This window comes from Frigidibacter sp. ROC022 (assembly GCF_024723735.1).
In the GTDB taxonomy this organism is placed as follows: Bacteria; Pseudomonadota; Alphaproteobacteria; order Rhodobacterales; family Rhodobacteraceae; genus SLM-1.
In genome coordinates this window covers 1-21,577 of record NZ_JANQDU010000007.1, presented here as the reverse complement: position 1 = coordinate 21,577, position 21,577 = coordinate 1, and the positions used below count along the sequence as shown (strand labels likewise).

21 protein-coding genes are annotated in these 21,577 nt (G+C 66.9%); 16 read left to right on the top strand and 5 right to left on the bottom strand.

All coding sequences use genetic code 11. The annotated features are described in order from the left end of the window. Positions 1-172: 172 nt before the first annotated feature. The 6 genes from NUW50_RS20250 to NUW50_RS20225 all read left to right on the top strand — a co-directional run bounded on the left by NUW50_RS20250 (position 173) and on the right by NUW50_RS20225 (position 5,429). Positions 173-970, top strand: coding sequence for a DeoR/GlpR family DNA-binding transcription regulator (locus NUW50_RS20250; RefSeq protein ID WP_258291003.1), 798 nt, complete (start codon positions 173-175; stop codon positions 968-970). Between the two features lie 66 nt (positions 971-1,036). Continuing rightward, complete coding sequence (phnD, locus tag NUW50_RS20245; RefSeq protein WP_258291002.1) at positions 1,037-2,014, top strand: phosphate/phosphite/phosphonate ABC transporter substrate-binding protein; 978 nt, start codon at positions 1,037-1,039, stop codon at positions 2,012-2,014. A gap of 79 nt (positions 2,015-2,093) precedes the next feature. Continuing rightward, a complete protein-coding gene (gene phnC, locus NUW50_RS20240; RefSeq protein WP_258291001.1) occupies positions 2,094-2,897 on the top strand; it encodes a phosphonate ABC transporter ATP-binding protein in 804 nt (267 codons plus the stop codon). Further along, positions 2,894-3,715: a phosphonate ABC transporter, permease protein PhnE gene (gene phnE / locus NUW50_RS20235; protein WP_258291000.1), complete on the top strand. Its 822-nt coding sequence runs from the start codon at positions 2,894-2,896 to the stop codon at positions 3,713-3,715. The genes phnC and phnE (NUW50_RS20235) overlap by 4 nt, the downstream gene beginning before the upstream one ends. Next, on the top strand, positions 3,715-4,530 hold the full coding sequence (gene phnE, locus NUW50_RS20230; RefSeq protein ID WP_258290999.1) for a phosphonate ABC transporter, permease protein PhnE: 816 nt from the start codon (positions 3,715-3,717) through the stop codon (positions 4,528-4,530). Before phnE (NUW50_RS20235) ends, phnE (NUW50_RS20230) begins: the two co-directional genes overlap by 1 nt. Positions 4,531-4,535: 5 nt before the next feature. Further along, positions 4,536-5,429 (top strand): HAD-IIA family hydrolase, encoded by an 894-nt coding sequence (locus tag NUW50_RS20225; RefSeq protein ID WP_258290998.1) that lies wholly within the window; start codon positions 4,536-4,538, stop codon positions 5,427-5,429. Here NUW50_RS20225 and gph read toward each other — a convergent pair. Next, on the bottom strand, positions 5,426-6,094 hold the full coding sequence (gph, locus tag NUW50_RS20220; RefSeq protein ID WP_258290997.1) for a phosphoglycolate phosphatase: 669 nt from the start codon (positions 6,092-6,094) through the stop codon (positions 5,426-5,428). The genes NUW50_RS20225 and gph overlap by 4 nt on opposite strands. A 195-nt stretch (positions 6,095-6,289) precedes the next feature. On the opposite strand from gph, the gene NUW50_RS20215 reads away from it, so the two are divergent. The 6 genes from NUW50_RS20215 (at position 6,290) to NUW50_RS20190 (ending at position 11,467) form a co-directional block, all read left to right on the top strand. Beyond that, positions 6,290-7,591 (top strand): 3-deoxy-D-manno-octulosonic acid transferase, encoded by a 1,302-nt coding sequence (locus NUW50_RS20215; RefSeq protein WP_258290996.1) that lies wholly within the window; start codon positions 6,290-6,292, stop codon positions 7,589-7,591. Between the two features lie 135 nt (positions 7,592-7,726). Further along, entirely contained in the window at positions 7,727-8,230 is a 504-nt protein-coding gene (locus NUW50_RS20210; RefSeq protein ID WP_258290995.1) for an NUDIX hydrolase, read from the top strand. Between the two features lie 79 nt (positions 8,231-8,309). Then, complete coding sequence (locus NUW50_RS20205) at positions 8,310-8,768, top strand: DUF1178 family protein (protein ID WP_258290994.1); 459 nt, start codon at positions 8,310-8,312, stop codon at positions 8,766-8,768. Positions 8,769-8,844: 76 nt separating this feature from the next. Further along, on the top strand, positions 8,845-9,492 hold the full coding sequence (locus NUW50_RS20200) for an SDR family NAD(P)-dependent oxidoreductase (protein ID WP_258290993.1): 648 nt from the start codon (positions 8,845-8,847) through the stop codon (positions 9,490-9,492). A 90-nt stretch (positions 9,493-9,582) separates the two neighbouring features. After that, complete coding sequence (locus NUW50_RS20195; RefSeq protein ID WP_258290992.1) at positions 9,583-10,821, top strand: aspartate kinase; 1,239 nt, start codon at positions 9,583-9,585, stop codon at positions 10,819-10,821. A 214-nt stretch (positions 10,822-11,035) separates the two neighbouring features. Next, positions 11,036-11,467 carry a transposase gene (locus NUW50_RS20190; RefSeq protein WP_443135126.1) on the top strand — a complete coding sequence of 144 codons (432 nt, stop codon included), beginning with the start codon at positions 11,036-11,038 and terminating at the stop codon, positions 11,465-11,467. Positions 11,468-13,021: 1,554 nt separating this feature from the next. On the opposite strand, the gene NUW50_RS20185 is transcribed toward NUW50_RS20190, so the two are convergent. Both NUW50_RS20185 and NUW50_RS20180 read right to left on the bottom strand, forming a co-directional pair. Next, the gene (locus NUW50_RS20185) at positions 13,022-14,431 is read right to left on the bottom strand and encodes a PepSY-associated TM helix domain-containing protein (RefSeq protein WP_258290991.1); all 1,410 of its coding nucleotides are present in this window, start codon (positions 14,429-14,431) and stop codon (positions 13,022-13,024) included. Between the two features lie 72 nt (positions 14,432-14,503). After that, on the bottom strand, positions 14,504-14,869 hold the full coding sequence (locus NUW50_RS20180) for a hypothetical protein (RefSeq protein ID WP_258290990.1): 366 nt from the start codon (positions 14,867-14,869) through the stop codon (positions 14,504-14,506). A 254-nt stretch (positions 14,870-15,123) separates the two neighbouring features. On the opposite strand from NUW50_RS20180, the gene ptsP reads away from it, so the two are divergent. Together ptsP and NUW50_RS20170 are read left to right on the top strand one after the other, a co-directional pair. Further along, a complete protein-coding gene (gene ptsP / locus NUW50_RS20175; RefSeq protein ID WP_258290989.1) occupies positions 15,124-17,364 on the top strand; it encodes a phosphoenolpyruvate--protein phosphotransferase in 2,241 nt (746 codons plus the stop codon). A 155-nt stretch (positions 17,365-17,519) separates the two neighbouring features. After that, entirely contained in the window at positions 17,520-18,482 is a 963-nt protein-coding gene (locus NUW50_RS20170) for a class I SAM-dependent DNA methyltransferase (protein ID WP_258290988.1), read from the top strand. 17 nt (positions 18,483-18,499) lie between these two features. Here NUW50_RS20170 and NUW50_RS20165 read toward each other — a convergent pair whose 3' ends face one another. After that, on the bottom strand, positions 18,500-19,285 hold the full coding sequence (locus NUW50_RS20165; RefSeq protein WP_258290987.1) for an EcsC family protein: 786 nt from the start codon (positions 19,283-19,285) through the stop codon (positions 18,500-18,502). A 52-nt stretch (positions 19,286-19,337) separates the two neighbouring features. Then, positions 19,338-19,829 carry a GNAT family N-acetyltransferase gene (locus NUW50_RS20160; protein WP_258290986.1) on the bottom strand — a complete coding sequence of 164 codons (492 nt, stop codon included), beginning with the start codon at positions 19,827-19,829 and terminating at the stop codon, positions 19,338-19,340. Positions 19,830-19,927: 98 nt separating this feature from the next. On the opposite strand from NUW50_RS20160, the gene NUW50_RS20155 reads away from it, so the two are divergent. Both NUW50_RS20155 and NUW50_RS20150 read left to right on the top strand, forming a co-directional pair. Beyond that, positions 19,928-20,512, top strand: coding sequence for a flavin reductase family protein (locus tag NUW50_RS20155; RefSeq protein WP_258290985.1), 585 nt, complete (start codon positions 19,928-19,930; stop codon positions 20,510-20,512). A 72-nt stretch (positions 20,513-20,584) separates the two neighbouring features. Then, positions 20,585-21,460, top strand: a complete 876-nt coding sequence (locus tag NUW50_RS20150) for an S-methyl-5'-thioadenosine phosphorylase (protein ID WP_258290984.1) — start codon at positions 20,585-20,587, stop codon at positions 21,458-21,460. Positions 21,461-21,577: the final 117 nt, after the last annotated feature.

Sequence of the window (21,577 nt, the reverse complement as noted above, 5' to 3'; positions counted from 1 at the left end):
GCGGTGGCCGCCCGGCCTCCGCGCGTGTTCGCTGTTCGTCGCGTCCTGCCGCCAGATACGAACATCACAGTTTGCGCTATGCAACAAGAACGTTACATAGATGTGCGATTAACCACAAAGCTTGACGAAATCCGACCGATCAAGCCAAGGTTGCGGGCAATCTGGGGGGACTATGCTGGACCAGGCAAATAAAACATCCCGCCCGCGGCTTCGCAAGGCCGAGCGACGCGAACGCATTCTGCTGGAGCTGAAGCTCTATCCGCATGTCCGCATTGCGGAACTGGCCGAACGCTTCGGCGTCTCCACCGAAACCATCCGCCGCGACTTCGACGCGCTGAGCAAGAAGGGATTGCTGAGCCGCGCGCATGGCGGGGCCACTGTCGCCTCGCACCAGCAGTATCCCGATTTCGATGCACGCAACCAGGCCCGGGTCGAGGAGCGCGAACGGATCGGCCGCCGCGCGGCGGCGCTGGTGCAACCCGGTGATTCGGTGATGGTCGATTCCGGATCGACGACGCTGCAGATGGCCCGTTTCCTCGCCTATGAAGGCACCCAGTGCACGGTGCTGACCAACAGCCTGCCGATCGCCATGGCCGTGGGCCAGAGCGCCGGCGCCCAGGTCATTCTCTGCCCCGGCGACTTCCTTCCTTCCGAGGCCGCGGTCGTCGGCCCCGACGCGATCGAATTCATCGACCGTCACCATTTCGACCGCTGCTTCATCGGCGCTTCCGGCCTGACGCCCGAAGGCGTCTCGGAAACCGTGCGCGGCTTTGCCGCGATCAAGCGCGCCATGCTGCGCCGCGCCGACCGGGCGCATCTGGTGATCGACGGCGCCAAGCTCGGCACCACCGGGATGGCGCATGTAGGAGCGCTGGACTCATTTGCCTCGGTCGTGACGGACCGTCGGCCGGACCCTGCGATGCAAGCCGCCCTGAACAAGGCCAGTGTCGAGGTGCTTGTGGCGGCCTGACCCGCAGAACAACCGCCGCCGAAGAGAGCGGCGCAGGAACAAGAAATTCAAAGGGAGGAACTAACCATGACATTTCACAGACTGGCGGTCTCGGCCGCGGCAACGGCGCTGGCCGCCCTGTTCACGGCCGGCGGCGCCATGGCGCAGGACTGCCCGCGCGGCGACCTGGATGCGCGCTACTGCGACGTGGACGGCGACCTGATTGCCGATGTCCCGACCGATCCCTCGCAGTGGCTCGATCCCGACACGCTGATCTTCGCCTATACCCCGGTCGAAGACCCCGCCGTCTACAAGACCGCCTGGGCCGACTTCCTGGACTTCCTGAAGGAGAAGACCGGCAAGGACGTCGTCTTCTTCCCGGTGCAGTCGAATGCCGCCCAGATCGAGGCGATGCGGTCCGGCCGCCTGCACATCTCGGGCTTCAACACCGGGTCCAATCCGCTGGCGGTGAACTGCGCCGGGTTCCGGCCCTTCACCATCATGGCCTCCAAGGACGGCGGCTTCGGCTACGAGATGGAGATCATCACCTATCCGGGCTCGGGCATCGAGAAGGTCGAGGACATCAAGGGCAAGCAGATGGCCTTCACCGCGCCGACCTCGAACTCGGGCTTCAAGGCGCCCTCGGCCATCCTCAAGGCCGATTACGGCATGATCCCCGAACGCGACTTCGAGCCGGTCTTCTCGGGCAAGCATGACAACTCGATCCTCGGCGTCGCCAACCACGACTATCCGGCCGCCGCCATCGCCAACTCGGTGCTGGAACGGATGATCGACCGCGATGTGGTCAAGCCCGATCAGGTTGTTTCGATCTACAAGTCGCAGACCTTCCCGACCACCGGCTTCGGCGTCGTCTACAACCTCAAGCCCGAGCTTCAGAAGAAGATCGAGGAAGCCTTCTTCGAGTTCGACTGGGAGGGCACGTCGCTCAAGGAAGAGTTCATCAAGTCCGGGGAAGAGCAGTTCCTGCCGATGAACTACAAGGACTTCTGGGAAGTGATCCGCAAGATCGACGCCGCCAACGGGGTCTCCTACACCTGCCAGTAAGCGACGAACCAGACCGGAGATACGGCGGCCTGCCCCGGCGGGCCGCCGTGTTGCAATCATGAACGGACGAGGGGTGGGGATGCTGAGGCTCAAAAAGCTGGTCAAGACCTACAAGACCGGCGATCAGGCCCTGAAAGCGGTCGATCTGGAAGTGCCCAAGGGCCAGGTTCTGGCACTGATCGGGCCATCCGGCGCCGGCAAGTCGACACTGATCCGCTGCATCAACAGGCTGGTCGAACCGACGAGCGGCGAGGTCTGGCTGGACGACATCGAACTGACCCATCTGGGCGCCGGCGCCCTGCGCCGGGCACGCCGGAAGATGGGGATGATCTTCCAGGAATACGCGCTGGTCGAGCGGCTGACGGTGATGGAAAACGTCCTGTCCGGGCGGCTCGGCTATGTCGGGTTCTGGCGCAGCCTGACCCGGCGCTTCCCGCAATCCGATGTGGACGAGGCGTTCCGCCTGCTCGATCGCGTCGGCCTGCTGGCCATGGCCGACAAGCGCGCCGACGAACTGTCGGGCGGCCAGCGCCAGCGCGTCGGCATCGCCCGTGCGCTGATCCAGAACCCGGCGCTGCTGCTGGTGGACGAGCCCACGGCCTCGCTCGATCCCAAGACATCGCGCCAGATCATGCGTCTGATCTGCGAACTCTGCGCCGAGCGTGGCCTGGCAGCGATCATCAACATCCATGACGTGGCCCTGGCACAGCTCTTCGTGCAGCGGGTGATCGGCCTGCGGTTCGGCGCGATCGAATTCGACGGCCCGCCCGATGCCCTGTCGCCCGAGGTCCTGACCACGATCTATGGCGAAGAGGACTGGCAGGCCACGATCAAGAAGGACGAGGACGCCGAGGACGACTCCGTCGAGGAGGAGCTTGCATGAGCGCCGCGGCAACCGATCTCGACAGCATGCTCGGCCGGCGCTGGAAGCGGCCGCCGCTGATCCGCCGCGCCTGGCTGCGCTGGACGCTGACCCTGGGCGGGCTGGTCTACCTGGTCCTCGCCATCGCCTCGGTCGAGGTGAACTGGTCGCGGGTCTACGAAGGGCTGGACCGTGGCGCCGCCTTCATCATGTCCTTCGCCCGACCCGATTTCGTCAGCCGCGCCGGCGACATCTGGGAGGGCCTTCTGGAAAGCCTGGTGATGACCGTCGCCGCATCGGTGGTGGGCATCCTGATCTCGATCCCGATCGGCCTTGGCGCTGCCCGCAACATCGCGCCCTTGCCGGTCTATCTGATCTGCCGTTCCATCGTCGCCCTCAGCCGCGCCCTGCAGGAGATCATCGTTGCCATCCTGCTGGTCGCGATCTTCGGCTTCGGCCCGCTGGCCGGCTTCCTGACCCTGTCCTTCGCCACCATCGGCTTCCTGTCGAAACTGCTGGCCGAGGACATCGAGGCGATGGACAAGACCCAGGGCGAGGCGATCCGCGCCACCGGCGCACGCTGGACGCAATGGATCAACTACGGCGTGCAGCCGCAGGTCATGCCGCGACTGATCGGCCTGTCGATGTATCGGCTCGACATCAACTTCCGCGAAAGCGCCATCCTCGGCCTGGTCGGCGCCGGCGGAATCGGGGCGACGCTGAACACCGCCTTCGACCGCTACGAGTTCGACACCGCCGCGGCGATCCTGCTGGTCATCATCGGCATCGTCATGCTGCTGGAGTATCTCTCCGGCCTTATCCGGGCGAGGGTGCGCTGATGCCGGTTCGCGAGATTTCGGGCGCCAAGGTCTGGCGCCGCCGCAGCACCGGCGAGGCGCTGCTGCGCTGGTTTGGCTGGCTGGTCGGCGTCGCGGTGTTCCTGTGGTGCTGGCAACGGATTTCCGCCGCCACGACCTGGTTCTTCGTCTGGGACGCGCCGCGGATCGCCGGGGATATCCTCGACCGGGCGACGCCGCCGCGCTGGTCCTATATCGACGCGCTCTGGTGGCCGATCTGGGACACGCTGAACATCGCCACGCTCGGCACGATGATCGCGCTTGTCTTCGCCGTGCCCGTGGCCTTCCTGGCTGCCCGCAACACGTCGCCCTCGGTCTGGATCATCCGCCCGGTGGCGCTGCTGATCATCGTCGCCAGCCGCTCGATCAACTCGCTGATCTGGGCGCTGCTCCTGATCGCCATCATCGGCCCCGGCGTCTTTGCCGGGATCATCGCCATCGCGATCCGCTCGATCGGATTCTGCGCCAAGCTGCTCTACGAGGCCATCGAGGAAATCGACGAGACCCAGGTCGAGGCGATTTCGGCCACCGGGGCCAGCCGCTGGCAGGTGATGGTCTATGCCATCGCGCCACAGATCATGCCCGCCTTCGCCGGCATCTCGGTGTTCCGCTGGGACATCAACATCCGCGAAAGCACGGTGCTGGGCCTGGTCGGCGCCGGCGGGATCGGGTTGCAACTGTCGAGTTCCCTGAACACATTGGCCTGGCCGCAGGTCTCGCTGATCCTGCTGGTGATCCTGGCCGCCGTGGTGCTCGGCGAATGGGTTTCTGCCAAGGTGCGGGGAGCGATCATTTGAACGACATGAGCTCAGGAACCGCCTTCGACGGCTACGAAGCCGTGCGCCACCGTCTGCCGGCGGCCACCGCCGGAGGCGCCTGTCGCAGGGCGGCGAATCTCGAGCAAATCGCCGACACGTTCGACGTGTTTCTGCTCGACGCCTTCGGGGTGCTGAACATCGGCGAAACCGCGATCCCCGGCGTCGCCGAGCGGATCGGGCGGCTCCGCCAGGCCGGCAAGCGCTTCATGGTCCTGACCAATGCGGCCAGCTACACGACTGCCGGCCTGGTCGGGAAATACCGCACCCTGGGCTACGACTTCGCGCCCGAGGACGTGATCAGCAGCCGCCGGACCCTGCTTCAGACCCTGCGCGACGAGCCGCCGCGCCAATGGGGCATCGCGCTGCCCCGCGCCGCGGATCGGGGAGATCTGGGGATCGACCATCTCGACCTGGAGGACGACGCCGCCGCCTATGACGCCGTCGAGGGCTTCCTTCTGCTCGGCAGCGCCGAATGGACCGAGGCCCGGCAACGCCTGCTGGTCGCGGCGCTGCGCGACCGGCCGCGTCCGGTCTGGGTCGGCAACCCCGATATCGTCGCCCCGCGCGAACACGGCTTCTCGATCGAGCCCGGCCACTACGCCCACCGTCTTGCCGACGAGACCGGCGTAACGCCGCGATTCTTCGGCAAGCCCTTCGGCAACATCTTCCGCGCCGCCCGCGCCCGGATCGGCGCCGGGGTGGCACCGGAACGGATCGTCATGGTGGGCGACAGCCTGCATACCGACATTCTCGGGGCGCAGGCAGCGGGGATCGGCTCGGCCCTTGTCACCGGCTACGGCTTCTTCGCCGGCCAGGACGCCGGCGCCGCCATCGCCGCCTCGGGCATCCGCCCGGATTTCCTGCTCGACCAGCCCTAGATCAGTCCCTTCACATCCGCCGTCGCAGCCAGGCGGAAATCGGGCCGGAAATCGTCAATCGCGGCGCGCTGATAGCCGCCTTCGAAATAGGCGAACCGTACCTGCGCGCCCCGCGCCGTGGCATAGTCGGTCTCGCTGTCACCGACATAGAGCACCTCTTCCGGCTCCAGGCCCAGCTTGCGGATCGCCAGCAGCAGCGGCGCCGGATCGGGCTTGCGCTGCGGCAGCGTGTCTCCGCCGACGATGACCGGAAAGAACCGGGTCAGCCCCAGCACGTCGCAGATGCTCCGGGTCGCCGACTCGATCTTGTTGGTGCAGAGCGCCAGCCCGATCCCCCGCGCCTGCAAATCCTCCAGCATCGCAACCACGCCCGGATAGGGCCGGGTGCTGGCGGTGACCCTGGGTTCGTAATGGGCAAGGAAGCGGGCGGTTCTGGCCTCCAGTTCGGCGCCCTCGACCGCAACCTCGCGATGCCCGAGCACGCGCCGCACCAGCGTCGGAACCCCGCGCCCGATAAACCCGATCGTCGTTTCCAGGTCGATCGGCTTCTTTCCCAGTTCCGCCAGCAGCAGGTTCGCCGCATCGCGCAGGTCGCCGGCACTGTCCACCAGGGTTCCGTCCAGATCGAAGACCACCCCCCGCACCGGGGCCGCGTCATTGGCCACTCGTCATCTCCATCCTTGCCGCAGCCCTCCTTACAGGATCGGCGCGCCACCCCGCAACGCGCCGCCCCGGCCGCCGGCCCGGCTCTGCATTGATCGCGGCGCCCTGCTGCACTAAGCAAGCCCTGGCCGGCGACGGGCAACCGACGATGCCCTGCCGCTCCCCGGGCGGACGGCCCGGCAGACAGGGAACCTCGCGTGGCGCTTTACAGATACTTCCTGCTCAGCCTCTGGATCATCGTGCTGGCGCCACGGCTGGTCTGGCGCCGGATCACCGGGCGCGAAACCGCCGCCGATCTGGCCGAGCGGCTGGGCCGCGGTCCCCGATCGGTGGCCCGCGGACCCGTGGTCTGGCTGCATGGCGCCTCGGTCGGGGAACTGGTGGCGGCACGCGGCATCGCCAAGGAACTGCTGCGCCGTGATCCAAGGCTCAGGCTGGTGGTGACGGCGAATACCGCGACAGGGCGGGAACAGGCGCAGGGCTGGGGCGAAGCCCGGGTCGACGCCAGGCTGGCCCCCATCGACACCCGCTGGGCGCTGGCGCGGTTCCTCGCCGGATGGCAGCCGGTGGCGCTGGTGACGATCGAGAACGAGATCTGGCCGAACCGGATGGCGATGGCCAAGGCCCGCCGGGTCCCGGTGCTGGTCGCCGGTGCCCGGATGTCGGCCCGCTCGGCCCGGCTCTGGGGCCGCTTCCCCGGCATCGCCCGGCAAATACTCGGTCTGATCGATTTCATCGCCCCGCAGGATGACGAGACCGCCGAGCGGCTCCGCCGTCTGGGCCTGCCGCCCAGGCGGATCGGCGCCCGGCTGAACCTGAAAGCCGCGGTCCAGGTCGCCGGCCCCGATCCGGCCGAGATCGCCGCCTTCGCCCGTGCCCTGCCCCGCGACGACACCATCCTGGCCGCCTCGACCCATCCCGGCGAAGAGGAGATCCTGCTGACCGCCTTCCGCAAGGCGCGCGAGTTCCGCCCCGAGCTGAAACTGATCCTGGCGCCACGCCACCCCGAGCGGGGGGAACAGCTTGCGCTGCTGGCGTCCTCCGCCGGACAACCGGTGGCGCGGCGCTCCAGGGGCGACAGACCGGGGCCGAAGACCTCGGTCTACCTGGCCGACACGCTGGGCGAGATGGGGCTCTGGTATCGACTGGCGGCGGTGACCTTCGTCGGCGGTTCTCTGGTGCCCAAGGGCGGCCATACGCCGTTCGAGCCCGCCGCCTGCGGCAGCGCCATCATCCATGGCCCGCATGTCGCCAACAACGCCGAAGCCTACCGTGCCCTTGCCGCGGCCAGGGCGAGCGCCGAAGTCTCGGACGCCGGAACGCTGACCGCCGAGATGCTGCGGCTGCTGGGCAATCCCGAGGGCCGGACCAACATGGTCCGGCGGGCGCAGAAGGCGCTGGCCGGGACCGGAACCGGCCCCGAGGCAGTGGCCGATTTCGTCGCCCGGATCGGCGCCATGACCGGCAACCGGGCACTCGAAACTCCGGCCAGGCGCTGACCGTCACCGCATTTCCCGGCAGCGTCGGATCTGGACATCGGCCCGCAAAAGCCTAAGTAAACTTATGTTCCCTATGGGGAATCGGCATGATAGACTGTAAAAAAACGTGGTCGAGACAAGACCAGACAGGCGGACATGGGAACCAGTATCGGTCATATTCAGCAGAGTACGATTCCGGATTCGGCAACGAACAAGCGTGGCGTCCGAACCCAGTTTGCGGCGCTGTGTTTCCGGGGCAAGGGCTCGGACACCCAGGTGCTTCTGGTCACCAGCCGGACGACCCGGCGCTGGATCGTGCCCAAGGGCTGGCCGATGGCCGGGCTGACCCCGGTCGAGGCGGCCGAGCGTGAGGCCTGGGAAGAAGCCGGCGTGAAGGGCAAGATCGCGGCGGCCTGCCTGGGGATCTATTCCTATACCAAGCTGCTCGAAGACGAAGGGGACGACCTGCCCTGTGTGGTCGCCCTGTTCCCGCTGAAGGTCGATACCGTGGCCTCCCGGTTCCCCGAACGACGCCAGCGACAACGCAAGTGGTTCTCGCCCAAGAAGGCCGCCGAGCGGGTCGATGAACCCGAACTGGCGCAGCTGATCCTGAACTTCAAGCCCGAGCTGTATTTCGGCAAGAGCGTCTTAAACCATTGATTTGCAGGGTCGCCGCGACTAGATCCTGTCCATTACCGCGGCCCCTGCCGCATCCAGATCAAAGGACCGAAGACCCGCAATGATCCGCTACGCGCTCTCCTGTGACCAGGACCATGCGTTTGAAAGCTGGTTCCAATCCGCCGAAGCCTTCGACAAGCTTCAAGGTGCCGGAATGGTTGCTTGCCCCGAGTGCGGATCGACGAAGGTCACCAAGTCGCTGATGGCGCCGCGGGTGCGCCCGGCCCGCAAGGCCGCCGCCGAACCCGCGGTTCCGGCCGTCGCGGGCGAAGAGTCCGGCCCGCTGACCACACCGCGCAACGACCGCGAGCGTGCGCTGGCCGAACTGCGCCGGAAGGTCGAGGAGAACTCGGAATATGTCGGCATGTCCTTTGCCGCCGAAGCCCGCGCGATGCATGAGGGCGACGCACCGGGGCGGTCGATCTGGGGCGAGGCGAAACCGGCCGATGCCAAGGCGCTGATCGAAGACGGCATCCCGGTGACTCCGCTGCCCTTCATGCCGCAGCGCAAGACCCAGTAACCCCTGCAGGGCTTGCCTCGGCCACACCCGGGACTAGGTTGGTTTCCTGACTCGGGACAATCAGGAAGGCCCTCACATGATCTTGATCACTGGCGCGAACCGCGGACTCGGGGCTGCCCTGCTGGCCCATTACCGCAGCGAAGAGGCCGAGGTGCTTGGCACCACACGGCAACCGCAGGGCGACCTTCTGCCGCTCGATGTCAGCGATCCCGCCTCGATCACCGATCTGGCGGCACGGCTCTCCGATCAGCCGATCGACCTGCTGATCTGCAACGCCGGGGCCTATTTCGACCGGGGCATGGGGCTGGGCGATACCTATGACGCGGACATCTTCGCCCGAAGCTTCGCCACCAATGCCACCGGCCCGTTCCTGACCGTCCAGGCCCTGCTGCCCAACCTGCGGGCGGCCTCCCCGTCGAAAGTGGCGATCATCTCGTCGCAGATGGGTTCGAACACCCGCGCCCGGGGCGGCTCCTACGCCTATCGGGCGTCGAAGGCCGCGGTGCTGAACATCGGGCGCAATCTGGCAACCGATCTGGCCGACGAAGGCATCGCCGTCGGCATCTACCATCCCGGCTGGGTGATCTCGGGGATGACGGCGGGCAGCGCCGCCAATATCGAGGCCGGCGACTCGGCGCGCGGGCTGGCGGCACGCTTTGCCGCGCTCGGCCCCGAGACCACCGGCTGTTTCGAGACCTGGGAAGGTCAGGCAATGCCGCTCTGACCGGGCCCTGACCAAGGCCGCCACTTGCACCTGCGCACGCCTTCCCATAGGAACCGCGCGGGCCCAGGGGGGCCAGGTGCAGGGGTCGCGATGCCGCTTCTGGTAATGAAATTCGGCGGCACGTCCGTCGCCACACTGGATCGCATCCGCCGCGCGGCCAAGCGCGTCGGGCGCGAAGTTGCGAATGGCTATGACGTGATCGTCATCGTCAGCGCGATGTCGGGCGAAACCAACAAGCTGGTCGGCTGGGTCGGAGAGACCTCTCCCTTCTACGACGCGCGCGAATATGATGCCGTCGTCTCGTCGGGAGAGAATGTCACCGCCGGGCTGATGGCGCTGACGCTTCAGGAAATGGATATTCCCGCACGCAGCTGGCAGGGTTGGCAGGTGCCGATCATGACCACCTCGGCACACAGCTCGGCACGGTTCGTCGACATCCCGAACGACAACATCAACCGCAAGTTCGACGAAGGCATGAAGGTCGCTGTCGTGGCGGGGTTCCAGGGAGTCTCGAAAGAGGGCCGGATCACCACGCTGGGACGCGGCGGCAGCGACACCACGGCGGTCGCCTTCGCGGCGGCATTCGGGGCCGAGCGTTGCGACATCTACACCGATGTCGATGGTGTCTACACGACCGATCCGCGGATCAGCCCCAAGGCGCGCAAGCTGGACCGGATCGCCTTCGAGGAAATGCTGGAACTGGCCTCGCTCGGCGCCAAGGTGCTGCAGACCCGTTCGGTGGAACTGGCGATGCGCTACAAGGTGCGGCTGCGGGTTCTGTCGAGCTTCGAGGACAACAACGAAAACGCGGGCACGCTGGTCTGTGCCGAGGAGGATATTGTGGAAAGCAAGGTTGTCTCCGGCGTCGCCTTTTCCCGTGACGAGGCCAAGGTCACACTGACCCAGGTCGAGGACCGGCCGGGCATCGCCGCGGCCATCTTCGGGCCGCTGGCGGATGCCGGGATCAATGTCGACATGATCGTGCAGAACATCTCGGACGAGGGTCACACCGACATGACCTTCTCTTGCCCGGTCGAACAGGTGAAACGGGCCGAGAAGGCGGTGAACGAGGCGCGGGACCGGGGCGAGATCAGCTTTGCCGGGCTGGTCGCGGATACCGACGTGGCGAAGGTGTCGGTGGTCGGGATCGGGATGCGGAGCCATGCCGGCGTCGCCGCCCAGATGTTCAAGGCGCTCTCGGCCGAGCGGGTCAACATCAAGGTCATCACCACCTCGGAGATCAAGATCTCGGTGCTGATCGACCGGAAATATCTGGAGCTGGCGGTCCAGGCCCTGCACGACTGTTTCGAGCTGGAAAAGGCCGGCTGAAGCCGGGATTCGGGACCGTCCCCATGGGGACGGGGGGTCAACCCATTGAAATGACGTGAAATCCCCTGGGGACAGGGATCTTGGTTAACGGGGTCTTAACCGTATCGGCATGGCATCCCGCCCGAAACCGGCGGCCTGAACCGCGGCGGGATCGATAAGAACAAGAAGAAAGCTCGCGGCTACCAGCACAGATACCAAATCCTGTCGCTGATGGATCGCACCACCCGAAAGGCTCGCTCAATCGTGGTGGACGACCTCAAGCAATCGACGCTTCTGCCGATCCTGCGCGAGAACATTTCCGGCGAAGCTGCTGATCTACACCGGCGAAGCGGGGCAAGACACTCACCTCAAGAAAGAGTTCGCGCACCACGATTTCACATCGCACGGCGTCGACGAATATTTTCTCGGCGATGTGCATACCAACACGATTGAGGTCTATTTCTCCATCTTCAAGCGCGGCATGAGAGGCGTTTATCAGCACTGCGGACGCCAGCACCTGCACCGCTATACCGCCGAATTCGAATTCCGTTGCAATACCCGCACTGCTAACGGCGTGACGGACACCGAGCGCGCCGCGTTGATCCTGAAAGCGGCAAAAGGTAAGCGCCTCACCTACCGGCGCCCTGATGCACGGGCGAGTTCCTAATCAGATCTTGTCCCGTAAGGGGTTTCAGCGAGTTCTGAAAAGACTCCTCACTAAAGTAGAATCAGAATAGCCTTCTCGCCGTGCAAATTTGAGGTGTGGAAATGGCCGCGTTCTTAGTATCGTACCAACTCAACAAGACAAAAGACTACCCCGTTCTATGGGAGGAAATGTCTCGTCTTGAGGCGCTTAAGACCATGGATTCAGTCTATCTCTTGGACTGGCGCAACGATAGCCCAGATGACCTATCTGCCCATCTCACGCACTACATTGACGAAGATGATTCTCTTATCGTTGTAGAATTGGTCACCAAGCCCGCAAAGCATCGATGCTACAAAGGGACGCAGAACTGGATTGAAGCTCGGTTCTAGGGGGCGCCTGCCTCGTGGTTGTGCCGCGGCGTGTTGTATGGGACGCCACGCTCATCACGTGCGTCGGGTCCCGGAATCTTGAGTACCACCGCCGCGATCATCCGCTTCATCGCACCGCTTCTTTTCGTTGTCTATGTCGGCCCCAGGCTTTTCGTCGGGCTTCGACTTCATCCGTAGGAGGTTCTTCACGGTGTCTTCAAAAGCTGGCAAATACACTCTCCGGTTGGATTTTCTCGAACCTCACGATGACGAGGCATACAGCCCGATTTTTCTGGCAGTAGGCAGGGCAATCTCAGATTGGACGGTTGTCGAGCACCACCTGTCCATCATCTTCGGTACCCTGGCATCGCCACTCGGCGGACTTATGGGAATTCTATCCGGCTTCAACGCTATTACCAGCTTTGAATCTCGCCTTCGCGTCGTGTCAACCGTCCTGTCTTTTGGACTAAGCCCACAAGACGCCGATTCCAAGTATGCCATCGATCAGTGGGGGCGCCTGTCTCTCACCGCAAGCAAAGCCAACAAGAACCGCAACAAGGTCGCCCATGGCCTATGCCTAAACCAAAAGGGAAAAGGCGGCGACGTTCAGACATTTTGGGTTCCGTTTTTTGAGGCAAGTCGGCTCGTCCTTCTTGACGTGCCACAACGCAGTCGCCCCAAAGGAGCCACCCCGGCAGAGTTTCTGTCAGTAGAGGACATTAACGGATACTCCGCCAGATTCCGCGACCTCGCTAGGAGCATGCAGGCGTTTCACGCTGAAACGCTACAACCGATAAGGCTTCGGATAGGACGCTCGCTGCTATCTCACGCGATAGCACAGGGCCACAATCCAGCGCAGACGGAAGCTCAACCGCCCCCGCCCCAATCATCTCCTCAGAAACCTTGAAACCGGCCTGTCCGGTCTGGTCTACCTCGTCCATCTTGCTTTCTAAAATATACGTATAATCGCCCTTGGTTAACGGGACCCTAACCCTGCCGGCATGGCATCCCGCACGAAGCCGGCGGCCTGAACCGCAGGTAAGGTCGCGCAGACGGCCGGGGGCGGTGCCCCGGCGGTCCGGCCTTGTGCCGGGTGCAGCCCGGTCCGGACTCCGCCCCGGCCGGAAGGGTCCTATCAAGGCACCGGAAACCCTTGCGGGAGCAGCAGCGCCGACCGCCAGGGGTCGGCGCCGCTCTTTCCCGAAGCTCAGCTCAACATGCGCCGCAGCGCCGGGAGCCGCGACAGAAGCAGCACGTCCAGCAACAGCATCCCGAGGATCGTGATCCCGGCCATCGGGAAGGCCAGCGAGACCGCCAGCCCGACCAGCATCGCGCCTTGCCAGAGCGGCAGGTCGCGCGGCATCGGCGGCGCCGCCAGACGGCCCGCCTTGGTCGGGCGCCGCATCCACCACATCACCGCCCCGCTGAGGCTGACGAAGATCACCGACAGGCAGAACAGCGTGTTCAGGGTGACATTCCACCAGCCCATGTCGCCTTCGTGCAGCGCGATGCCGACCGCCATCGCCTTGCCATAGGGCGAATAGTCGGCATAGCGGATGTCGGCCAGGATCTTCCCGCTGTAGCGGTCGATATGCACCGTGCGATCATCGGTCGGATGGGCGCTGTCGTTGCTCATCGAATCGCGCGAGATGGTCCAGACCCCGGTCTCGCCCTTCGGCAGGTTCAGCTGGAACCGGCCGTCGAACCCGATCTGCCGGGCAAAGGCGACGACGGTATCCAGGGTCGGCGGCGTGTCCCCGGCCAGGCCGTTCGCCCCGGCCTCCGAGCCCGAGGCCGGCATCGGGGTCTGCTCCAGAGCCCAGGGAACCTCCTTGCTGTTGCCGAGGTTCATGCTGGCATGGGTGACATCCGAGGGCGGCGCGGAATATTTCTCGGCCGGGAAGGTGCTCCAGGCCTGCACCAGCTTTTCGCCCCAGACCCCGGCCCAGGACAGGCCCGAGACCAGGAACAGCACCAGCACGATCGAAATCCAGGCGCCCAGCGTGGCGTGCAGCGTCTTCCACAGCGACCGGCCACGGGCGGCCAGGTTGGGCAGCAGGACACGCAGCCCCTGCCCGTTCCGCGGCCACCACAGATAGAGACCGCTGGCGATCAGAACCATGCCGAGCGAGGCGGCGATCTCGATCATCCGGTCGCCGGTGACGCCCAGCAGAAGGGTGCCGTGGATGTCGTTGGCAAGGTCGTACCAGCCCGCCTGCCACGGCCGCGTTTCGAGCACCTCGGCGGTATAGGGGTTCACCGCCACCATCGTGGCGCCGTCTCCGGCATCGATCCGGAAGACCGCCGCCAGCTCCGGCCGGCGCGGGGCGATGTATTTGATCAGCTGCCCGTCCGGAACCGCCGCCAGCGCGGCATCGGCCTGGGCCGAGACGGCCAGGGGCGCGCCGGCCGGGGTGACGGGAATCCATTCCCCGTCGCGCCCGTCGAGCACGCTGACCCAGAGCATGATCAGGCCGGTGGTGGCCAGCATGAGAAGGAAGGGGATGACATAGAGGCCGGCATAGAAGTGCCAGCGCCATGCGGCGAAATAGAACTTGTCGGGGCCGGTCGCCTTGCTGGCGGACGCGGGCACCTCTGTCGGGTCGATGGTGACCATTCGGGTTCTCCAATAGCGGCAGCCTTGCCGGGCAAGGCGCCTGAAGTTGATCCATGGGTTTCTGTTCGAGGATCAGACCTGCGGAGGGGCCCGGACCGGGTGCGACAGATCGCGCCAGACCGAGGGTTCGGCCTGGACGCGCGGCGCCGAGATGCGCCCGATGGGGCTGCGGTAGAAGTCGAGGCAGACCCGCTCGATCTCCGGCAGGGCGACGGCATGGACAAGGCGGCAGGCGTCACAGCTGCGCCCGCTCTTCACCGAACTGTCGCCGAACCCGCCGCAGATGTCGGCCAGCGAGCCGCCGGCCTGCACATAGGCGAGCACCGCCGGATTGAACGCCTGGCTGCCCAGCCGATGCGCGAAACCGATGCCGGCCAGCGCGCCGCTCAGCACGATGACGAGAGCCAGTCTCGGGAACAGGGGCAGGAGCCTGCGCATCACGAAACCTTGATAGCGAGGCGCTGGACCTGCTTCCAGTGGGAAGGATGACGCAGGGTCATCGTGGCCCGGAGCGGCATCGCGACTTTGCACGGCGTATCGTTTTGCGACAAATCGGCGCGAGATTGCCAGGATTCGGCATTCCGGCGACCACCATTCGCGACATTCGCCGAAAGATTGTTTCCCCGACCTGTCCTATGTGCTCTAAGAAGCCGCCGGCACTGCCGGACGACAGGAATGGCAACGGATCGGGAATGCCGGAGCGCACAGAAACCGAAAGCCGAAAACTGCTTGGACGGCTGCGTGATACGCTGGCCGAGAGTTCCGCAGGCCAGGCGCGGCTCGACCGGATCACCCATCTCATAGCCGATTCGATGGAGACCGAGGTCTGCTCGATCTACCTGTTCCGCGATGCCGAGACCCTGGAGCTTTGCGCGACCGAGGGGCTGAAGCCGGAGGCCGTGCACCAGACGCGGATGCGGCTGGGCGAGGGCCTGGTGGGCCGGGTGGCGCGCACCGCGACGGCGCTGAACACCGCGAATGCCCCGGCCGAGAAGGGGTTCCGCTTCATGCCGGAAACCGGGGAAGAGGTGTTCTCGAGCTTCCTCGGGGTGCCGATCCAGCGGCTGGGCGAGCGGCTGGGCGTGCTGGTCGTGCAGTCGCGCGACGCACGGCTCTATTCCGACGACGAGGTCTATGCGCTGGAAGTCGTGGCCATGGTGCTGGCCGAGATGACCGAGCTGGGCGCCTTCCTGGGCGAAGGCGAGGCGCTGAAGGCGCTGCACAAGCAGGCGGTGATGTTTCGCGGCCAGTCGGGCCAGGAGGGCGCGGCCGAGGGCCATGTCTATCTGCACGAACCGCGGGTGGTGGTCACAAGACCGGTGGCCGACGATCCCGAGGCCGAGCTGACCCGGCTGCATGACGCGGTCGAGAAACTGCGGCTGACCGTGGACGACCTGCTGGCCAAGACCCAGGCCGACGGCGCCGGGCGCGAGGTGATGGAAGCCTACCGGATGTTCGCCCATTCGCGCAGCTGGATCCGGCGGATGGAGGAGGACATCGGCCGCGGGCTGACCGCCGAATCCGCGGTGGAGAAGGAACAGTCCTCGGCCCGGGCGCGGATGGACCAGGTGCAGGATGTCTATCTGCGCGAAAGGCTTTCGGATCTCGACGACCTGTCGAACCGGCTGCTGCGCATCCTGACCGGGCAGGGCCATGACACCGGCGCCGAGATGCCCGAGGACCCGATCCTCGTGGCCCGCAACATCGGCCCGGGCGAGTTGCTGGACTATGGCAGGAAGCTGAAGGCGATCGTGCTGGAGCACGGCTCGGTCGGCAGCCATGCCGCGGTGGTGGCGCGGGCGCTGGCGATCCCGCTGGTGATCCAGGCCGAGCGGATCACCACCGAGGCGCTGAACGGTGACCACATCCTTGTCGATGGCGACCAGGGGCTGGTGCATTTGCGGCCCGAGGATCAGATCGCCTCGGCCTTCCGCGACAAGATCGCGATGCAGGCCGAGGCGCAGAGCCGCTATGTCTCGCTGCGCGACAAGCCGGCCGAGGCCACCTGCGGCACCCGGATCAACCTGCACATGAACGCCGGGCTGATGGCCGACCTGCCCAGCCTTGTCGGCTCGGGCGCCGAGGGGGTCGGGCTGTTCCGCACCGAATTGCAGTTCCTGATCCGGAACCGGGTGCCGAAACGCAGCGAGCTGGCGGCGCTCTATGCGCGGGTGATGGATGCGGCGGGCGGCAAACGGGTGGTGTTCCGGACCCTGGACATCGGCTCGGACAAGGTGATGCCCTACATGAAGCGCCCGGACGAGCCGAACCCGGCGATGGGCTGGCGCGCGGTGCGGGTCGGGCTGGACAAGCCCGGGGTGATGCGGATGCAGATGCAGGCGCTGATCCGGGCGGCGGCGGGGCGGCCGCTGACGGTGATGTTCCCGCTGATCGCCCAGGTCGGAGAGCTGACCGCGGCGCGCAAGCTTCTGCTGCAGGAAGTGGAGCGCGAGCGGCGGCTGGGCCATGTCCTGCCGGAGAAGCTGGAAATCGGGGCGATGCTGGAAACACCCTCGATGGCCTTCGCGCCGGATACCTTCTTCGACGGCTGCGATTTCATCTCGGTCGGGGGCAACGATCTGAAGCAGTTCTTCTTTGCCGCCGATCGCGAGAACGAACTGGTCCGGCGGCGCTATGACACGCTGGATGTCTCGTTCCTGAGCCTGCTGAAGATGATCGTCAAACGCTGCGCGGCGGCGGGCACGCCGGTGTCCTTCTGCGGCGAAGATGCCGGGCGGCCGATAGAAGCGGTGGCGCTGGCGGCGATCGGGTTCCGTACCCTGTCGATGCGCCCGGCCTCGATCGGGCCGGTGAAATCGCTGATCCGCCGCGTCGATCTGGCCGAGCTGAAGGCCCGGATGGACGCCGCAGAGGCCGAGGGCGCCGAAAGCCTGCGCCCGGCGGTTCTGGACTATCTGCGCAGCCTGTCCTGAGCCCGGCGCCCTCCCCTTGACAGAGGCCCAAGCAGGGCCCATCTGCCGCGCCGGAGACATCCGAATGCAAGAGCCGCTCGACTGACAAGACCCTGTTGTTCGACCCGCCCCGGCCCGTTCCGGGCCATGCACCTTCCCTGTCCCCTGGTTCCCCGATGCTTGCCCTGCCCGCATCTTCCGGCGATCTTGCCGCCGACCGCCGCCTGACCTGGGCCGAGGCGCTGGCCGCCGAAGGCGACCCCGCGGCCGCCGCTGACCTGATGGAACAGACCCTTGCCACCCTGCCCCATTGGGCGGCGGGCTGGGTCCGGCTGGGCGCCTTTCACGAGGCTGCCGGGAACCGCGAGGCCGCCGCGATGGCCTATGACAAGGCGGTGCTGGCCGACCCGAGCGACAGGCTGGGCGCCAGCCTGCGCCGCGACCTGCTGCGCCCGGTGCCGCTGGGCGACACAATGCCGGCGGCCTTCGTCACCACCCTGTTCGACACCTATGCGCCCGGGTTCGAGGCGGCGCTGCGGGGCGCGCTCGACTATCGCGGGCCGGAGCTGATCGCCGAGGCGCTGCGGGCGGTGGCGCCGGCGGGCCTTGGCCGGGTGCTCGATCTCGGCTGCGGCACCGGGCTTCTGGGGCCATTGCTGCGGCCCCGCTGCAACTGGCTGGAAGGCTGCGACCTGTCCTCGGAAATGCTGCGCCGGGCCGAGGCGAAGGGCGTCTATGACCGGCTGGAGCAGGCCGACATCAAAGCGCTGGCCCCGGTCGAGGCGGAATGGGACACGCTCGCCGCCGCCGATGTGGTGATGTATCTGGGCGCGCTGGAGGGGATGGTCGGCTGGGCCTCGGCGGCGCTGCGACCGGGCGGCAGGCTGTGTTTCACCGCCGAGGCCGATCCCGACGAGGACGGTTCCGGGCCGGGTTACCGCCTGGGTCCGGCGCGGCGCTTCCGGCATGGGCGGGGCTATCTGCACGGGCTGCTGCGTCAGGCCGGCTTTGGCGCGGCGCGGATCACGCCTGCCGTGGTAAGGCGCGACCGCGGCGAGCCGGTACATGCCTTTGTCGTCACCGCCAGCCGCGAAAGCACGCGGCCGGAAACCAGCGACGAGGACAGGGCCCTGGCCTGAGCCGCGGGCCGGGGCGCTCAGCCCGCGGGGTCGGGGGCGGTGACGCTGCGGGCGATCTCGGCGCTGAACGCCTCGCGCACCGGTTCCTCGCCATGTTCCAGCGCCAGCCGCCGCAGGCCGAAGCGGACCCGCGCCATGGCCTGGAAGTAGTCCATGAACATGAAATTGACCCCGGCCCCGGCGGCGGCACCGAGGATCGGCACGGTCTGGCTGGCCAGCTTCTGGCCCAGCATCGTCGCGAAGCGCGGCGCCACCCGCGCGATCACCGCATGAATCGCGCTGCCCGAAAGCCCCAGCCGGGCACCCAGAAAGCCGGTGTTCACCCCGTCATCCGCCGCCCCCGGCCCGCCCGAGCCGAGGATATCCAGACAGATCACCCGCACCTCTTCCGAGGCCGGGTCGAAACCCTCTTCGCCCGCCGCCTTCTGCATCGCGCCGAAGATCAGCGCCACGGTGGCCGGCAATTCGACCAGCGCCGAGCCGAGACCGGCGGCACCGCCCGCCGCGCCCGAGACCATGGCCGCCATCCGGTGCAGCCGCGCATCGGCCTTGGGCACCGCCCGGTGCCCGGCCACCACCGCCGCGGCCCGGTAGACCTGTTCCAGGATCCCCGCCGTCATCGTGGTCAGCCCGTCGCGGACCTGCACCGGCAGCAGGTCGAGCCGGTCCTCGACCTTGCCGCCGAGAGAATTCAGGAACCGCATGAAGGGCCCGTTGGCCCGCTGCATCGCGCGGGCCAGCGCCGCCACCTCGGCGGCGGCCTCGTCGGGCAGGTCGAGAATCGTCGGCTCGGAAACCGGCATGGCGCACTCCCTTTTCACCAGAAATGGGCGCGCCGGCGTCCCAATGCAACTGCTAAGCCTCGTTCCAGCGGGTCACCGGCCCGGTCACGCCGGCCCAGGCCTCGGCCCCCAGAGAGCGGCCCAGCACCCGGTCCGGGTTGGTCGGCGGCGGCATCTCGACGCCTTCCAGCTTGCGGAAGCCGAAGCGCCCGTAATAGGGCTCGTCCCCGACCAGCAGCACCCGGCGCCAGTCCTGGCGCGCCGCCTCGGACAGGCTTTCGTTGATCAGCAGCCCGCCCAGCCCCTCGCCCTGACGGGTCGGGTGCACCGCGATCGGCCCCAGCAGCAGCACCGGCCGGCCGCCGACCCGCACCGGCCAGTAGCGGATCGCCGCGCCGAGGCCGCCGGTCTCGTCGCGGGCCACCAGGCAGAGCGCCGCCACCGGCGCCACCCCGTCGCGCAGCCGATAGGAGGACAGCGCCTCGCGTCCGGGCGCGAAGCAGAGGTCGTAGAGCGCCTCGACTTCCCACCAATCCTCCGCCGTCTCTTCGGCCAGATGGATCATCCGGCGCCCCCTCCTCTGCGGGTCCCTGCACTGGAATCGCCCGTAACATGGCGTTAGGGGAGGGGCAACGAAGCCGGATCGGCAGAGGGGGCCGCAGGATGTTCTATGAACCGAAGGACGGGCACGGCCTGCCGCACAATCCGTTCAACGCCATCGTCACGCCGCGCCCGATCGGCTGGATTTCGAGCCGCGGCGCCGGGGGCGGCGACAATCTGGCGCCCTATTCCTTCTTCAACGCCGTGGCCTATGTGCCGCCGCAGGTGATGTTCTCCTCGACCGGCAGCAAGGACAGCCTGGGCAATATCCGCGAAACCGGGGTGTTCTGCGTCAATGTGGTCGAGGCCGGGATGGCCGAGGCGATGAACCTGACCTCCCGGGCGCTGCCGCCGGGCGGGGACGAGTTCGACCTGGCCGGGCTCCCCCGCGAGGACTGCCGGCTGATCCCCTGTTCGCGGGTCGCCGGGGCGCCGGCGGCGCTGGAATGCCGGCTGATCCGGATCGAGCCGCTGCTGGGCCGCGACAACCACATGGTGCTGGGCGAGGTGATCGGCATCCATCTGCGCGACGACTGCCTGAAGGACGGCCGCTTCGACGTCCTGGCCTTCCGGCCGGTGGCGCGGCTCGGCTATCGCGATTTCACCGTGGTGGACAGCCTGCGCCAGATGGCCCGGCCCGACGATTGACCGCGCCGGGCGGCTTCCAATGCCGCCGGGGCTGACCTAGCATCGCGGCGGATCAACCAGCGGGAGAGGCCCATGCAGTGCAGGATCGGTGTCATCGGCGGCTCGGGCGTCTACGAGATCGCGGGCTTGCAGGGGGCCGAATGGCGCCGGGTGGAGACGCCCTGGGGCGCGCCCTCGGACGCGCTGCTCTGCGGCAGCCTGGACGGCACCGACATGGTCTTCCTGCCCCGGCACGGGCGCGGCCATGTGCACAGCCCCTCCTCGGTGCCCTACCGCGCCAATATCGACGCGCTGAAACGGCTAGGGGTGACCGACGTGATCTCGGTCTCGGCCTGCGGTTCGTTCCGCGAGGCGCTGGCGCCGGGGGATTTCGTGCTGGTCGATCAATATGTCGACCGGACCTTCGCCCGCGAGAAGAGTTTCTTCGGCAGCGGCTGCGTCGCGCATGTCTCGGTGGCGCATCCGACCTGCGCCCGGCTGGGCCGGGCGGCGACGGCGGCGGCGCGGGCCATGGGGATCACCCTGCACGACGGCGGCACCTATCTGGCGATGGAAGGGCCGCAATTCTCGACCCTTGCCGAATCGCGGCTCTACCGCGAGCAATGGGGCTGCGACGTGATCGGGATGACCGGAATGCCCGAGGCGAAACTCGCCCGCGAGGCCGAGCTCTGCTATGCCTCGCTGGCGATGATCACCGATTACGACAGCTGGCACCCCGAGCATGGCTCGGTCGATATCGCCGAGATCATCGCCACCCTGGGCGCCAATGCCGAGAAGGCCCGCGGGCTGGTGGCGCGGCTGCCGGGGCTGATCGGCGGCGCGCGGACGCCCTGCGACTGCGGCTGCGACCGGGCGCTGGAGCACGCGGTGATGACCGCGCCGGACAAGCGCGACCCGGCCCTGATGGCCAAGCTCGACGCGGTCGCCGGGCGGGTGTTGAGAACATAGCAACCTCGGCACAGGTGGCGTGAATGCGCGCCGCCTGCGGCGCCGCCGACCGCGGGAACCGGCAACGGGCTTTACCTTGCAAATATCCTGGGGGTCCGGGGGCAAGGCCCCCGGCCG

Coding starts and splice junctions, on each gene's coding strand:
- NUW50_RS20210 (WP_258290995.1), top strand. CDS start 7,727: ATGGGAACCAGTATCGGTCATATTCAGCAGAGTACGATTCCGGATTCG.
- NUW50_RS20185 (WP_258290991.1), bottom strand. CDS start 14,431: ATGGTCACCATCGACCCGACAGAGGTGCCCGCGTCCGCCAGCAAGGCG.
- NUW50_RS20155 (WP_258290985.1), top strand. CDS start 19,928: ATGTTCTATGAACCGAAGGACGGGCACGGCCTGCCGCACAATCCGTTC.
- phnC (WP_258291001.1), top strand. CDS start 2,094: ATGCTGAGGCTCAAAAAGCTGGTCAAGACCTACAAGACCGGCGATCAG.
- NUW50_RS20170 (WP_258290988.1), top strand. CDS start 17,520: ATGCTTGCCCTGCCCGCATCTTCCGGCGATCTTGCCGCCGACCGCCGC.
- NUW50_RS20180 (WP_258290990.1), bottom strand. CDS start 14,869: ATGCGCAGGCTCCTGCCCCTGTTCCCGAGACTGGCTCTCGTCATCGTG.
- NUW50_RS20200 (WP_258290993.1), top strand. CDS start 8,845: ATGATCTTGATCACTGGCGCGAACCGCGGACTCGGGGCTGCCCTGCTG.
- ptsP (WP_258290989.1), top strand. CDS start 15,124: ATGCCGGAGCGCACAGAAACCGAAAGCCGAAAACTGCTTGGACGGCTG.
- NUW50_RS20160 (WP_258290986.1), bottom strand. CDS start 19,829: ATGATCCATCTGGCCGAAGAGACGGCGGAGGATTGGTGGGAAGTCGAG.
- NUW50_RS20225 (WP_258290998.1), top strand. CDS start 4,536: ATGAGCTCAGGAACCGCCTTCGACGGCTACGAAGCCGTGCGCCACCGT.
- phnD (WP_258291002.1), top strand. CDS start 1,037: ATGACATTTCACAGACTGGCGGTCTCGGCCGCGGCAACGGCGCTGGCC.
- phnE (WP_258290999.1), top strand. CDS start 3,715: ATGCCGGTTCGCGAGATTTCGGGCGCCAAGGTCTGGCGCCGCCGCAGC.
- NUW50_RS20150 (WP_258290984.1), top strand. CDS start 20,585: ATGCAGTGCAGGATCGGTGTCATCGGCGGCTCGGGCGTCTACGAGATC.
- NUW50_RS20205 (WP_258290994.1), top strand. CDS start 8,310: ATGATCCGCTACGCGCTCTCCTGTGACCAGGACCATGCGTTTGAAAGC.
- NUW50_RS20195 (WP_258290992.1), top strand. CDS start 9,583: ATGCCGCTTCTGGTAATGAAATTCGGCGGCACGTCCGTCGCCACACTG.
- NUW50_RS20250 (WP_258291003.1), top strand. CDS start 173: ATGCTGGACCAGGCAAATAAAACATCCCGCCCGCGGCTTCGCAAGGCC.
- phnE (WP_258291000.1), top strand. CDS start 2,894: ATGAGCGCCGCGGCAACCGATCTCGACAGCATGCTCGGCCGGCGCTGG.
- NUW50_RS20165 (WP_258290987.1), bottom strand. CDS start 19,285: ATGCCGGTTTCCGAGCCGACGATTCTCGACCTGCCCGACGAGGCCGCC.